Origin of the sequence: Actinoallomurus oryzae, from assembly GCF_039541955.1 — a bacterium.
Classification (GTDB): Bacteria; Actinomycetota; Actinomycetes; order Streptosporangiales; family Streptosporangiaceae; genus Actinoallomurus; species Actinoallomurus oryzae.
This window is the reverse complement of sequence record NZ_BAABHF010000057.1, coordinates 1-13342: the sequence shown is the minus strand read 5'-3', so window position 1 is coordinate 13342 and position 13342 is coordinate 1. Positions and strand designations below refer to the sequence as shown.

13 protein-coding genes are annotated in these 13342 nt (G+C 74.5%); 4 read left to right on the top strand and 9 right to left on the bottom strand.

Annotated elements, in window-relative coordinates:
- Positions 1-51: 51 nt before the first annotated feature.
- On the top strand, positions 52-804 hold the full coding sequence (locus ABEA10_RS43970) for a hypothetical protein (protein ID WP_345474519.1): 753 nt from the start codon (positions 52-54) through the stop codon (positions 802-804).
- A 37-nt stretch (positions 805-841) separates the two neighbouring features.
- On the opposite strand, the gene ABEA10_RS43965 is transcribed toward ABEA10_RS43970, so the two are convergent.
- The 3 genes from ABEA10_RS43965 to ABEA10_RS43955 all read right to left on the bottom strand — a co-directional run bounded on the left by ABEA10_RS43965 (position 842) and on the right by ABEA10_RS43955 (position 4935).
- Complete coding sequence (locus tag ABEA10_RS43965) at positions 842-2119, bottom strand: cytochrome P450 (RefSeq protein WP_345474517.1); 1278 nt, start codon at positions 2117-2119, stop codon at positions 842-844.
- A 34-nt stretch (positions 2120-2153) separates the two neighbouring features.
- The gene (locus ABEA10_RS43960) at positions 2154-3758 is read right to left on the bottom strand and encodes an FAD-dependent oxidoreductase (RefSeq protein WP_345474515.1); all 1605 of its coding nucleotides are present in this window, start codon (positions 3756-3758) and stop codon (positions 2154-2156) included.
- A 199-nt stretch (positions 3759-3957) separates the two neighbouring features.
- On the bottom strand, positions 3958-4935 hold the full coding sequence (locus ABEA10_RS43955; protein WP_345474513.1) for an EamA family transporter: 978 nt from the start codon (positions 4933-4935) through the stop codon (positions 3958-3960).
- A 156-nt stretch (positions 4936-5091) separates the two neighbouring features.
- Here ABEA10_RS43955 and ABEA10_RS43950 point away from each other — a divergent pair, with 156 nt between their 5' ends.
- On the top strand, positions 5092-7521 hold the full coding sequence (locus ABEA10_RS43950; RefSeq protein WP_345474512.1) for a hypothetical protein: 2430 nt from the start codon (positions 5092-5094) through the stop codon (positions 7519-7521).
- On the opposite strand, the gene ABEA10_RS43945 is transcribed toward ABEA10_RS43950, so the two are convergent.
- The 5 genes from ABEA10_RS43945 to ABEA10_RS43925 are packed head-to-tail and all read right to left on the bottom strand — an operon-like array spanning position 7490 to position 10041.
- Positions 7490-8338 carry an urease accessory protein UreD gene (locus ABEA10_RS43945; RefSeq protein WP_345474511.1) on the bottom strand — a complete coding sequence of 283 codons (849 nt, stop codon included), beginning with the start codon at positions 8336-8338 and terminating at the stop codon, positions 7490-7492. The two genes, ABEA10_RS43950 and ABEA10_RS43945, sit on opposite strands and share 32 nt — an antisense overlap.
- A gap of 60 nt (positions 8339-8398) precedes the next feature.
- Positions 8399-9145, bottom strand: a complete 747-nt coding sequence (locus ABEA10_RS43940; protein ID WP_345474510.1) for an urease accessory protein UreF — start codon at positions 9143-9145, stop codon at positions 8399-8401.
- On the bottom strand, positions 9145-9501 hold the full coding sequence (locus ABEA10_RS43935) for a hypothetical protein (protein WP_345474509.1): 357 nt from the start codon (positions 9499-9501) through the stop codon (positions 9145-9147). The genes ABEA10_RS43940 and ABEA10_RS43935 overlap by 1 nt, the downstream gene beginning before the upstream one ends.
- Positions 9494-9916 (bottom strand): urease subunit beta, encoded by a 423-nt coding sequence (locus ABEA10_RS43930; protein WP_425551039.1) that lies wholly within the window; start codon positions 9914-9916, stop codon positions 9494-9496. The genes ABEA10_RS43935 and ABEA10_RS43930 overlap by 8 nt, the downstream gene beginning before the upstream one ends.
- Positions 9913-10041 (bottom strand): urease subunit gamma, encoded by a 129-nt coding sequence (locus ABEA10_RS43925; protein ID WP_425551038.1) that lies wholly within the window; start codon positions 10039-10041, stop codon positions 9913-9915. The genes ABEA10_RS43930 and ABEA10_RS43925 overlap by 4 nt, the downstream gene beginning before the upstream one ends.
- Before the next feature lie 332 nt (positions 10042-10373).
- On the opposite strand from ABEA10_RS43925, the gene ABEA10_RS43920 reads away from it, so the two are divergent.
- A complete protein-coding gene (locus ABEA10_RS43920) occupies positions 10374-11156 on the top strand; it encodes an alpha/beta fold hydrolase (RefSeq protein WP_329235496.1) in 783 nt (260 codons plus the stop codon).
- 180 nt (positions 11157-11336) lie between these two features.
- Here the strand turns inward: ABEA10_RS43920 and ABEA10_RS43915 are convergent, their stop codons facing one another.
- A complete protein-coding gene (locus ABEA10_RS43915; RefSeq protein ID WP_345474503.1) occupies positions 11337-12272 on the bottom strand; it encodes a hotdog domain-containing protein in 936 nt (311 codons plus the stop codon).
- Positions 12273-12476: 204 nt separating this feature from the next.
- Here ABEA10_RS43915 and ABEA10_RS43910 point away from each other — a divergent pair, with 204 nt between their 5' ends.
- Complete coding sequence (locus ABEA10_RS43910; protein WP_345474501.1) at positions 12477-13232, top strand: nuclease-related domain-containing protein; 756 nt, start codon at positions 12477-12479, stop codon at positions 13230-13232.
- Positions 13233-13342 lie beyond the last annotated feature (110 nt).

The window sequence follows — 13342 nt, the reverse complement described above, 5'->3', positions numbered from 1 at the left end:
GCGCGCAGCGAGGGAATCGATGACACGTCCCTAGGGTCACGCCCTCCGACGATGATGACCGGCATCACCGCCCCGGCACGCCCTCCCTTCCACCGGCTGCTGCGGGTCGAGACGCGCAAGCTCTTCGACACGCGCAGCGCCAAGATCATGACTCTGGTCCTGGCGGGCCTCACCGTCGCGCTCATCGCCGCCCGCGGCGTCGTGGCCGGTCCGCACCCGCGGACGCTGACCGGCACCGCCGGGGTCGGGTTCGGGACGCTGCTGCCGGTACTCGGCATCCTCACGGTGACCGGCGAGTGGAGCCACCGCACCGCCATGACCACCTTCGCGCTCGAACCCCGGCGCCACCGGGTGCTGGCGGCCAAGTGCCTGCCGCCGTTGGTCACCGCCGTGGCCGCCTCGCTGTTCGCGCTGCTGGTGACGGTGCCGGTGACGGTGATCAGCGCCCGGGTCGAGCGCGTCCCTGCCGACTGGAACTTCGGGCCGCTCGCCGTGCTGGGCTGGACCGCGACGAACGTCCTGCTGGTCGCGATGGGCCTGGCCGTCGGCATGCTCCTGCTGAGCGCCCCGGCCTCCATCGTCGTGTACCTGTCGGCACCCGCCCTGGGGACCTTCGTCGGTCACCTCGGCGCCACCGGCGAGCTCCTGGTCCGCTGGTTCGACCTGAACACCACCGTCGGCCCCCTGGCTCAGGGCGACATGTCCGGAACCGAGGCCGCCCGGCTGGCCGTGTCGGTCACCTTCTGGATCGTCGCGCCGATGACGGCCGGGTTCGTACGCGCGATCCGCAAGGAGGTGAACTGACCGGCGGGGACGTGGTCCCGTACGCCGGAGTCCGCGCTCAGGGACCGACGCCGTCGTAGTCCACCAGCAGCCGCCGGGGGCCGCGCAGCGCCGAACTCGGCCGGTACGGCGGCGGGTCGGCGACCAGCCGGGGGTTGCGCAGCCGCCGGGTCAGCTCCCCCAGCGCGGTCTGGGCCTCCAGCCGGGCCAGCGGCGCGCCGAAGCAGTAGTGGACGCCGCCGCCGAACCCCAGGTGCTCGTTGGCCTCGCGGCACGGGTCGAAGCGCTCCGGGGCACGTACGTGGTCCGGGTCACGGTTGCCCGCGGCGAGCGCGAGCACGATCGGCGCGCCGCGCGGGATCGTGGTGTCGCCGATCGTGATGTCGTCGAGCGCCACACGTGTCGCGGGGAAGTGCACGGGCGGCTCGTAGCGGAGCAGTTCCTCCACGACGCCGACGACCAGGTCCGGCTCACGCCGCGTCCGCTCGAGCACCTCCGGGTGGCGCAGCAGGGTGAGCATCCCGTTCGCGATGAGGTTGACGGTCGTCTCGTGCCCGGCGACCAGCAGCAGCGTCACCGTGCTGACCACCTCCTCCATCGACATGCCGCCGTCCGGGCCGTCGTCGGTGAGCAGTCCCGACAGCAGGTCCCGGCCGGGGGCGCGGCGGCGCGCGTCCGCGAGCCCGCGCACGTAGTCCGCCAGGGCCTCGGCGGCGCGCTCACGGCGGCGCACACGTTCGGGCTTGTCGTGTCGCTCACCACTCCCCGCTCCCTCCGAGGCGACCTCCGCCCACGGAACATGGCGCTCACCAGGGCCGACGCTCTCGACGATCTCGGTCGACCACGCGTGGAACCGTGGCTCGTCCTCGCGCGGCACGCCGAGCAGCCGGCAGATCACCGTCACCGGGAACGGGTAGGCGACCGACTCGACGATGTCGGCACGCCGGTCGCCGGCGATCGCGTCGATCAGTTCGGTGACGATCGCGGTCAGCTCCGGCCGCAGCCCCTTGACCAGGTCCGGTGATCCGGGCGGGCCGAAGTGCCGCATCGCCAGGCCGCGCAGCCGGTCGTGCTCGGGCGGGTCGACGACGATGAAGGGGGGTTCGCGGCCGGGCGGTACGGGTTCGCGGTCGGCGAAGTGCTCGGCGAGGTTGCGGCGGTCGGAGCTGACCCGCGGGTCGTGCAGGAGCGCGACGATCTCGCGGTAGGTGCTGACGACGTAACTGCCGTCCTCCAGCGCCGCCACCGGGGTCTTGCGCAACTCGGCGTACAGCGGGTACGGGTCGGCGCGCCCGGCACGGTCGAGGATCCGGCCGAACACCTGGCTCTCTGTCATGTCTCCCCCTTCCTCCGGCGACGCACGGCGGCGGTCACCGGGATCGGTGGACCAGCCAGGCCCGGCGTTCGGCCGGGTCGTGGCCGGTCACCACGACGGTCGCGCCGTGGCTGGCCGTCACCCGGTCGGGCACCTGTGCCGGGACCGGGCTCGCCGCGCCGGCCGGGTCGACGGTGCGGAACCGGGGCGGGAACGGCGCTGCCTGCTCGATCAGCCCCTGGTAGAACTCCAGCCACATCCCCTGGTCGAAGGTGACCGCGGCCGTGATCCGCCCCCGGTAGCCGTACACGGCGACGAAACGGAACTCCTTGGCCGACCCCTGCGTGATGATCACCTCGTCCGCGAAGGTCGGCACTCCCACGGACTTGATCTCGACGCCGAACTGGGTGGACCAGAACACCGGCAGCGCCAGGTGCGGCCAGCGGCGCGTCTGGCCACTGAGCATGTTGTGCGCCGCCACCTCGGCCTGGGCGACCGCGCTCCCCCAGTGCTCGAGCGCCAGGAACTGGTACTCGTACACCGGATGCGGCAGGCGCGCGACGTCGCCGGCGGCGAAGACGTCGTCGGTGACCAGGCCGTTGATGTCGAACACGCGGCAGCCCGCGTCGCAGGCCACACCCCAGGGCCCGGCCGCCAGCCCGGAGCCCTCCAGCCACTCGACGTTGCGGACCGCGCCGAGCGCGGCGACCGCCAGGTCCACCTCCAGCACGTCGCCGTCGGACAGGCTTGCGCGGCGCAGCCGGCCGTTCTCGCCCTCCAGCGCCGTGACGCCGACCCCGCAGCGCAGGTCGACGCCGTGCGCGCGCTGCAGGTCGGCGGCGATCCCGCCGACCACACCGCCGACGGCGCCGACGAGCGGCGCCGGCCCGCGCTCGGCGACGGTCACCGGGCGGCCCAGCTCGCGGCAGACCGAGGCGATCTCCGACCCGGTGAACCCGCCGCCGATGACCAGCACGCGGCCGTCGCCGGAGGCCAGGCGCTGCCGCAGCCCGGTGGCGTCCTCGGCCGTCCGCAGCGTGCGGACCCCCTCCAGGGCCGCCTCCGCCGGGTCCGGCCACGGCCGCGCCCGGGTGCCGGTGGCGATCAGCAGGCGGTCGAACGGCAGGTCGCGGCCGTCGCCGAGGATCACGCGTCGGCGGTCGAGGTCCAGCCCGGTGGCGGGCACGCCGCGCAGCCACTCGGCGTCCAGGTCGGGGAGCCGGGGCAGCGCCGTGGCGCGGGCGGGCACCCGGCCGCTGAGCACCTGCTTGGACAGCGGCGGCCGGTCGTACGGCTCGCCGGTTTCGTCCCCGACCAGCGTCAGCGAACCGGCGAAGCCCTCGGCGCGCAGCACGGCCGCGGCGCGGGTGCCGGCCAGTGAGGACCCGACGATGACGACGCGCCCGTCGCGGCGGAACCGGTCGCCGTCCGCGGTGTACGGCCCGGGCTCGGGCCCGGGGCCCGTCGGGGCGGCCCGCTCGACGTGCAGCGCCTGCACGGGACAGGCCGCCGCGGCCCGCAGCACGTTCTCGCGCTGGTCCTCGGAGGGGGCGGGGTCGTAGGCGAGCGCCTCGCGGCCGTTCATCGAAAAGACCCGCGGGGCCATGAAGACGCACTGCCCGTACCCCTGGCACCGTGTCAGGTCGACGACGACTCTCACCCGGGTCCCCCTTTCCGGGCGTGCCTGCTCCGCCCGTCCCCCGTATCGGGGATCTACCCGGGTTCGGCGGCCGGTAGTTTCCCCGCGGGGCGGCTCATCCGGCGGGGGCCTCCTTGAGGGCGCGGGCGCCTCGGCCGATCTTCCGCTCCGGCCGGCGGCGTCATGGTGTCAGCGGTGTTCGCCGCCGGCGCCCGCGCGTTCATCCGTGAGAGCGCGTGACGCCGACGGTCTCCATGACGGGCGGCTCCCCGATCACCTGCTCGCGGGCGGCCACCGACCGCTGGGCGACGAACGCGCCGGCCAGCACGATCAGACCGCCTGCGAGCTGGACCGGGGACAGGCGCTCGCCCAGCATCACCCAGGCGAACACCGCCGCCGCGACCGCCTCGACATACCCCACGGCGCCCGCGACCGGCGCCGACAGCCGGTGCACGGCGGCGACGCTGGTGACGTACGCGGTGACGGTGCTGATCAGCACCAGCAGCGTGAGCAGGAGCCAGCCGGGCGCGGTGCGGCCGCCGAGCGCGACGTCCACGCCGAGTTCGTGCCAGGGCACGGTCCACGGCGGAGCGCAGGCGGCCAGGACGACCGTGCCGACGGCGAAGCCGGTGGCGGTCATGGCGAGCGGGTCGATCCGCCCGCCGGCCCGGTCGGCGGCCAGGAAGAAGGCGGCCTGGCACGCCGCCGCACCCAGCCCGGCGAGCACGCCGACCAGGTCCAGCCGCAGCCCCGACCACACCTCCACCACGCAGGCCAGCCCGACCAGCGCGATGCCGACCCCGACCGCCGCCGAACGCGGCAGTGGCGCCCGCAGCACGAACCGGGTCCAGCCGACCACCAGCACCGGACCGGTGAACTCCAGCAGGATCGCCACACCGACCGGTAGCCGCGACGCCGCGACGAAGTAGAAGGACTGGCACCCCGCCACGCCCATGGCGCCGTACAGCAACAGGAGCCGCCAGTGACCGCGCACCGCGGCGGCCGCCGCCCGGCGGCGCGCCGCCAGCATCACCGGCACCAGCACCAGCGTCGCGCCGGCCACCCGGATCCACGACGCCTGCAACGGCGACATGCCGGCTTCGATCAGCGCCTTGCCGAACGCACCGGAGGTGCCGAAGCAGACCGAGGAGAACACCCCGAATCCCAGTCCCCATGCCTTCACCCGAGCGGCGTCCATGGAGCCCCCCTCACCTGTCGAATCAGGAGCATCAATACATCATGCTCCTTACGTACGACAACGGGATTCTCACGACGCACTACCATGCCCAGGGTGACTTGGCCCGGCGCAGCCCCCACGGATCCGTTCGCAGCGATTGAAACGGACATCCGTGCCATGACGGCCTCGCCGTGGTGGATGAACGCCGTCCCGCCGCAACGCGCCCAGGCCGTCACCGCGCGGATGCTCGCCGGTGCCGGCGAGTGGTGGCTGTTCGGCCTGTGGGGCCGCTGGTACCGCTGCGGCCTGGAGGGCAACTGGCACCTGTGCCCGCCGCCGTTCGACCCGGTGGCGCGCCAGGCGATGATGCCCGCGCCGCCCGGCGCCGGCAGCCCGCCCGTGCCCCCGTCGATGGTGCCCAGCGGCCCCGACCTGACGCCCGGCCCGCTGGCCGCCGACGGGCTGTTCGGCGCGCCGCCGCCTCCCCCGCTGCTGTCCCGGCTCCAGCAGACCCTGGCCACGGCCGCCGCCGTCAACCCGGCGCAGTTCCCGATGCACGACCCGCAGTTCGTCCCCGGCACGCCGAGCCCGGCGGCGGTCTGCCTGTTCTCGGTGCTGTGGTGCGCGGGCGCGCCGGTCGCCGACCCCGACCACCCGATCCTCGGGCTCTTCAGCCGCTACCTCAGCGGCACCGACGGCGGGCCGCGCTGGTTCCTGCAGCCCGACCTGTCACTGATCGTCGGCGCCTACACCGAACGCCTGCGCGCGAACGACCCCATGGGCGCCACCCACATCGTCCGCACGATCTGGGAGACCGCCGAGACGCTGCGCGGCGGCGCGGCGTTCCGCCCGCGCGCCGACGCGCTGGCCGCGATGAGCGGCGCGACCCTGCGGATGGTCCAGAGCGACCACGCCGGCGTCCGCTTCGGCGACGCGGCCGTCTACCAGGAGTGGCTGCGACGCTGCCCGCCGCAGCTGCGGATCGCGGTGCTGCGCGAGACGACGCCGGGCGACCACTTCCGCCTCGCCTGCTACGACCTGGCCGCCGCCGCGGCGATGCTCCCGGCCGCGGCGAGCGGACCGGCCGAGGCCCGGCGCGTCGCCCTGGCGCTGCTCGCCGCCGACCTGCAGGACTCCCCGGCCGCGGCGGGGACCGTCATGGCCTGGCTCGACGCCGAAGGCGTCCGCACGCTGCAGGCCCTCGCCCAGCCCGACCACCCGCTGCGGCGGCTGTGGCCGACCGGCGGCACCCTGCCCGACGCGGTCGCCGGCGCCGACCCGCAGATCCTGCGGACCCTGCTGGCGGCCTCCTACGCCACCGACCTGGCCTGGTGCCGGCTCGCCGGCACCGCGCCGCCCCGCCCGGGCTTCACCGTGCCGGCCGCGCTGATGAACACGCTGGTCGCCGCGCCCGACCCGGTCGCGGGCGAGTCCATGACGCCGTGGGAGATCATCGAGGCGGCGCGGGCGCACCTGGCCGAGCAGCGCAAGGCCGACGCGGCGGCGGCCGAACCACCCGCGCCCGCCGCGCCCGCCGCTGACGCGACCACGGCGTGGCCCGGCGCCGAGCCCGCGGCGGAGCAGCCGGGCACGACCGCCTGGCCCGGCACCGAGGAGGCGGCCGAGCAGCCGGGCCAGGCGGCCTGGCCCGGCACGGAGGAGGCGGCGGGGCAGCCGGCCACGACGGCCTGGCCGGGGGCGTCCGACTCCCCGCCGGCCGCGCCGCCGACGGCGGCGGAACCGCCCGCGTACTCCACCTCACCGCCCACGGTCGCGGCCGGGGCCCCGGCCACGTCGGTCTCGGGCGAGGTGCCCGCCACCGTGGAGGCGTACGGCATCGCGTTCCTGCCCGGCGCCGACGACATCGAACGGCTGCTGACCGAGCTGCGGCGCCGCGGCAAGTGGGCGCAGAGCCTGCGCGGCCAGGAGGTCTCCAGCGCCTCCGCCCCGGCGGTCCTGCTGGTCGGCGACATCTCCTGCGGGCAGCGCCGCCTCACCCGCATGATCGCCCGCGCGCTCGCCGAGGGCGGGATGAACAGCGGCGACGTCCGCACCGTCGACGTGGACGACCTCGCCGAGATCGACCCGCGGCAGCTGCGCGAACGCCTCGCCGAACACGCCGGCCACACGCTGCTGGTCGAGGGCCTGGACGCTCTCATCCTCGACGACGAGCGCGGCGCCGCGTACGCCACGTCGCTGTACCGGCTGCGGGCCGAGGGCGTCAGCGACATCGCGCTGGTCGGCACCTGCGCGCCGGACCGGCTCAGCGCCCTGACCGAGGCCAGCCCCGAACTGGTCACCGACTTCCGCTCCGTGCGCCTGCCGGACTTCGCCGACCCGCGGGCACGCGTGGCCCTGGCCGGGCTGCTGGCCTCCGAACGGCACCTGCGGCTGACGCCCGGCGCCTGGGAGGAGGCCCGCCGCGACCTGGGGACGCTGCGCGGGCGCGGGCGGCTCACCAACGCCCGGCTCGTCGAGGCCTATCTCGACCGCGCGTGCAGCCGGCATCTCAGTCAGGCCGGGGAGACCCAGGTGTTCCGCGGCGAGATCTCCCTCACCCTGGACATCGGCGACATCACCGGCGTCGCGGCGGAACTCGAACCCTGATCCCGGCCGGACCGGCTCCTCGGGGGCTTCGTTGCACTGTGGCCTGCCGCCGGCCGGTGACGATGCGGGCCAGTGCGGTATCGAGTCGCCGGCGCAGTGTGGCCGTGTCCGGGGCGAGCGTGCTGACCATGGTGGCCGGTCCGGCCAGGGCCATGACCGCGGTGTGGGGTGCGCGGGCAGTGGCGGGGGCGGGAGCGGATCCGTCGGGGTCGACGACGAGCAGCGTCCCGGCGCTGCGGTGCCCGGCGGTGACCGCCGGGCCGTCCCATCCCGGCGTTCCCGGCCCTACGGCGAGTTCCTGGTCATAGAGCGGACGGTGGTCGCGCACGACCCGTAGCCGTTGGCGAAACGTCCCGGGCTGCTCCTGGTGCCGGCCGAACAGGATCTCCTCGCGCAGCAGCAGCCGGGCGCCGGCGTGCAGCGTGACCCGGATATCGGTGCGGTGACGGCAGTCCTGTGCGGCGATGACCAGCTCCGGTAGCCAGGCCAGGGTGGCGCCCGCGGCGACGTGGATGTCGATTTCGGTCCGTGACCGTTCGCCGTGCGGGCCTGGCAGCAGCAGGGTCGGGGAGACCTCACCCAGGATCAGCGCGCTGCCCTGTCCCACGCGGACCTCCAGACGAAGCCGGTCGCCGCCGATCGGGCCCGCGCCCGCGGCGGTCAGGTGCACCTGGGCGACGTCGTCGCGGGCGACCCAGCCGGTGACCACGTCCGGTTCACGGGGCAGGGTGGTTCGGAGCATCAGCGGCCAGCCGGAGCGCAGGATCTGGACCCGGGTGCGCCCCCGAGGGTCGGCCTCGGTGGCCAGACGGGCCATCGCATGGTTCCTCACGCCGGTGCCGCGGGCGGCCGCACCCCGCCGGGCTCATGACCGTGCTCAGGACGCAAACAGGCGCACCTCCCGGGCGGCATGGTGCTCGGCGGAGATGTCGAGCACCGGGGCGCTCGGCGCGGGCAGCCGCTCCGCCGGTGTGGTGGCGTGATCGGCGGCTTCGCGCGCCAGCTCGTCCAGTTGCGGCGCGAGCCGGATGAGGACGGCGTGCACGGCGAAGGGGTCGAGCCCGAGCAGCCGGATCGCCGCGGTCGCGGGTCCGGCCGCCGCCTCGTGCAGGGCCGCCACCGCCGCCGCGTGCGGAGTCAGCTGGAAGACGGCGGAGGTCACGCCCAGCGCGATCGGCTGGTGGGGACCGTCCGGCATGGTGACGGTGAGCGGGTCGAGACCGGGGTGCGCCCGGATGGCCCGGGCGGCGCGCAGCAGCTGGCGGCCGAGCACGCGCGAGGTGCCGCGCAGCGCCGGGGAGGGGGTGCGTGCGTCCAGTTCGGCGTCGAGATCTCCGAGTTCGCCACTGGCCATCGTGGGGTCGGCCTCGAACGCCGCGCAGGCCGCGGCGGCGAACGCGGCGCAGACCGCTCCGCTGGTCACGGTCCGGCCGCGCAGGAATGACGTCAGCGTTGTCACGTCGGTGACGCGCCCGGCGGCGACGGCGGCCTCCAGCCCACCGGAATGGGCGTGGCCGCCCGCGGGAAACCTGCCGTCGGCCAGCAGCAGCAACGCCGACAGGCCGGCGGCGTGACCGGCCGGCGAGGCGTCGGGTGCCACGCCGCGGTGGCCGGGGGCGCTCATCAGAACAGCAGGTGGTGCTGGGTCATCGGCAACACGGCCGCCGGCTCGTGGTCGACCTCCTCGCCGTCGCCGCGTACGGCGAAGGTGTCCGCATCGACCTCGATGGCGGGGAGCGCGTCGTTCGCGGGCGGATCGGCCTTGGTCCGGCCGCGCATGTTCTTCACCGCGACCAGTTCACGTTCGACGGCCAGGCGGTCGGCCGGACCGTCCTCGATCGCGGCCGGGGCGACGAACGCCACGCTGGTCGCCGCCGCCCGGGTCCGGGTGTCGTAGCAGAGCCGGGGCTGAGGGGTGGGCACGGCGGCGTTCGGATCGCCGAACAGCGCCATCGCCGCCATCCCGGGAACCTCAGCCATCGAGCCGGCCCCCGCACTCGCCGCGCAGTCCCCGGACGATGCGCCGGCCACCCAGCCGCACCAGCCGCACCTCCACGGTCGCGCCCGGGTCGAAACGGACCATCCCGCCCGCGATGATGTCCAGCCGGTGGCCCCACGCCGCCTTCCGGTCGAAGCTCAACGCGGGGTTGGCCTCGGCGAAGTGGTAGTGCGAGCCGACGCTGACCGGACGGTCCGCGGTGTTGATGACGGCCAGTGTGATCACCGCCCGCCCGGCGTTGATCACCACCGGTTCCGAGCCGTAGATGATCTGTCCCGGGCTTCTCTCCCGCTCAGCGGAGTCCGCGCCCGGCCGGGTGAGGCCGACGACGGCTCCCTTGCCCGACGCCGGCCGGCTCTGCCCGCCGGAACCGGATGGACCGCGGCCGTCGGTCACCGGATCGGCTCCTGTACGGCGATGAGCTTGGTGCCGTCCGGGAACGTCGCCTCAACCTGGACCTGGGTGAGCATCTCCGGAACCCCGTCCATCACCTCGTCACGGCTCAACACGCCACGGCCCATCGTTACCTCCGCATCCTGGTCACAAGGTCAGGGCAGGTACGCCGTCGCCAGGCCGTCGCCCCTGAGGTCTTACGGCCGTCGTCTTCAAGGGCATTTCTTCCCGTGCCGCGGCCCGAGGCCGAACAACCGGCCGTCAAAGTTGTCGGTCCGGAATGACCAGGCGACCAAGCGGTGCACCGCCGCGCGGCGTGCTTCCGGTGGTGACCGCCGCGCGGCCCCGCAGCGGCTCCCTGCGCCCGCCGCTCCACCGACGGACAGGAGGTGGTGTCCGCACCGGGCAAGGTGACAGCGGTCACGGTGACTGAGTGGTAACTCAGGTCTAGTCTCGGCGCGTGGACATCGTTTTCGAGCGGCGGGGTGACGGCCCGCCGCTGCTCCTCATGCACGGAATCGGCCACCGCTGGCAGGCGTGGGAGCCGGTCATGGACCGCCTCGCCAAAGAACGCGACGTCATCGCCGTGGACCTGCCCGGCTTCGGCACCTCCCCTCCCCTGCCGCCCGACAGACCGTACGGCCTGGACACGATGGTCACGGTGCTCGGTGAGTTCATCGACAAGCTCGGCCTGGACCGCCCGCACGTGGCCGGCAACTCCCTCGGCGGCCTGTTCGCGCTCGAGGCCGCCGACCGCGGCCTGGCCCGTTCGGTCACCGCGCTGTCCCCGGCGGGCTTCTTCACCCCGATGGAACTGCGGTACGTCGGGGCGGTGCTGCGGGCCTGCCGCCTCGGCGCCGGCGTGCCCGAGCCGGTCATGCGCTGGCTGGCCCGCTCGCCGCGGCGCCGCAACCTGATGTTCGGCATGATCTACGGCCGGCCGGACCTGATCGACATCGAGACGCTGATCGCCGACGCGTCCGCGCTGCACGACGCCGTCGGGTTCGAGCCGACCTTGCGGGCCGGCCGCGGGATCAGGTTCCACGGCGCGTTGCGCGACGTCCCGGCGACGATCGCCTGGGGCACCCGCGACCGGCTGCTGCGCAGCGGCCAGGCCGTACGGGCACAGCAGAACCTGCCGCACGTGCGGTTCGTGTGGCTGCGCGGCTGCGGGCACGTGCCGATGGCCGACGATCCGGAGCAGGTGACCAAGGTCCTGCTGGAGGGAAGCTCGGCCGGATAGCTTTGCGTTCCGGCGGCCGGCGGGTAACGATGGAGGTGTATCCGCGTCCGCCCACCGGCGGTCGCGCACCGAGCTTCCGCTGCGGGCGCACCTGCTCGCCCGATTGGCTGGCGGCTTTGGAGCACCTGCGGGTGCGGGCCGTTCAGCGCGACAACGTAGGCCTGGGCCCGCAGCGGCTGCTCATCTCTCCCGGTCCGCGGCGCCTGCCGCGCCGGCCAGCGTGTCCGGCAGCCCGGTCGCCGCGCCCCCGCGCCCGACCGCGACGTAGGTGATGCGTCCCTCGGCGACCGGCCCGGCCGGGCCGCGTACGGTGAAGGCCATGGTCAGCGACGTACGGCCGGCCCGCTCGGGCCTGGTCTCGACGGTCAGCGGGTCGCCCAGGCGGGCGGGACGGCGATGGTCGCAGGCGCTGGAGACGATCACCATGTCGACGCCCTCGTCCCGCAGGGCCGCGTAGCCGCCGGCGTGCTCGTCGAGCCAGTCGAGGAAGGCGTCCTCGAAGAGCTCGTGGTAGCGGCCGGCGTAGACCATGCCCTGCGCGTCGCAGTGCCGCGGCCGTACGCGGAACGCCGAGACGGTGGACGCGGCGGCCGTCGGGAGGTGGCCGGGGCCGGTGGTGGAGGTCGGCGAGGTCGCCCCCGAGCCGGTGGGCGCGGCGGCGCGGTCGTCTTCGGGGGCGGCGCGGACGTCCGCCCGGTCCGCGGCCGGGCCCGCCCACACCGCGTCGAACGCCGCCGGGTCGAGCGGCAGCAGCCGGCACTCGGCGACCCTGCCGCCGCTCAGCCGGTACAGCCCGACCGTCGACCAGCGGACCGGTCGCCCGCCGAGCACCGCCTCGCCGTCGGTGAGCGAGGCCACCCACTCCCCGCGGCCGGCGAGCAGGTCGCGGGGGCGCATCCGGAAGGTGCGCCCGGCGAGATCACGGCGTCCGGCGAAGTAGGCCAGCACGGCCTCGATGCCCTCGTAGTGCCCGGCGATCGCGTTGTCGCCGGGCACGTGCCAGGAGATGTCCGGGCTGAGCACCTCACGAAGCGCGGCGTCCCCGCCACCGCCGTAGAAGTCGTTCTGCGCGGCGTGCAACCGCGCCAGCAGCGCTGCGGCCTCATCCTCACTCACGGGCGTACGGTACCCCCGCCCTCCGACGCGCCGCCCGCCCGGCGCCGGTCGCACACCCGCGGCGGCTTGCGCTGCAACTTTTATCAACAGTGGCATTACACATTCTGTAATATTGCCCTGCTGCGCCAATAGCCTTACCCGCTCGTGCGCCTCGCCGCGAGGTTAAGTAACAATAGGTATGTATCGCGGAAAGGGGCGGCAAAAATGTTCGGCAGGTCGATCTATGTACCGGACAACCCCGCGTGGGTCGGCGGGTCACCGCAGTCCATACACGAGCAGTTGTGGGCGCAGGGCCGGCGCCGGCGTCTGCAGATCCGCGCCGGCATGGCCGCGGCGGCGCTCATCATCGGCACCTGGCTGTTCTCGCTGCCCTGGGGCCTGCTGGCCGCGATCGTGGTCGCGGGCGCGGACACCCTGTGGCGCTGGCGGGAGCGTGCCGCCTCCAGCGTCTGGCGCAAGGGCATGCGCGGCGAGCGCCGTACGGCGCGGGTGCTGCGGGCGCTCGTCGAATGGCGCGGCTACCACGTGCTGCACGGCCGCAAGATCCCCGGTCGCGGGCAGGTCGATCATCTGGTCATCGGCGGCGCCGGGGTCATGCTCATCCAGAACGAGGCGGTGCCGCCGGAGATGCAAATGGCCGAATACCGCGGGAAGCTGTATATCGATGAGCGGCCCGGCGCCAAGGCCGCCACGGAATTGCGCGAAACCGCCGAGCAGGCGGCCGAAATGCTTCGGGAGCGGCTCGGCCGCGAGGTTCCCGTCGAGCCGGTGAAGGTCGTCTACGGCGGCGACCTCCAACGCGGCCTGGTCAGCGCCGAGGGCGTCACGTTGCTGCGGGCGCACCGCCTGCCCCTGTGGCTGCGGAACCGGCGGGTCCGCTACACCCCGGAGCAGGTCACCGAGATCTACGAGGCCGCGTGCACCCTGCCCATCAGCCGGCAGGCCCTTTTCGTCCGCTGACCGGTCGCGGGTCCTCCGGTGGCCGATCCGGGGCCGGTCACCGAGGTGGGGCGCCGTGCCGCCGTCGCGGCGGGGGCTGCGCCGGGTCGCGAGGCCGCACGGCGCCGGCG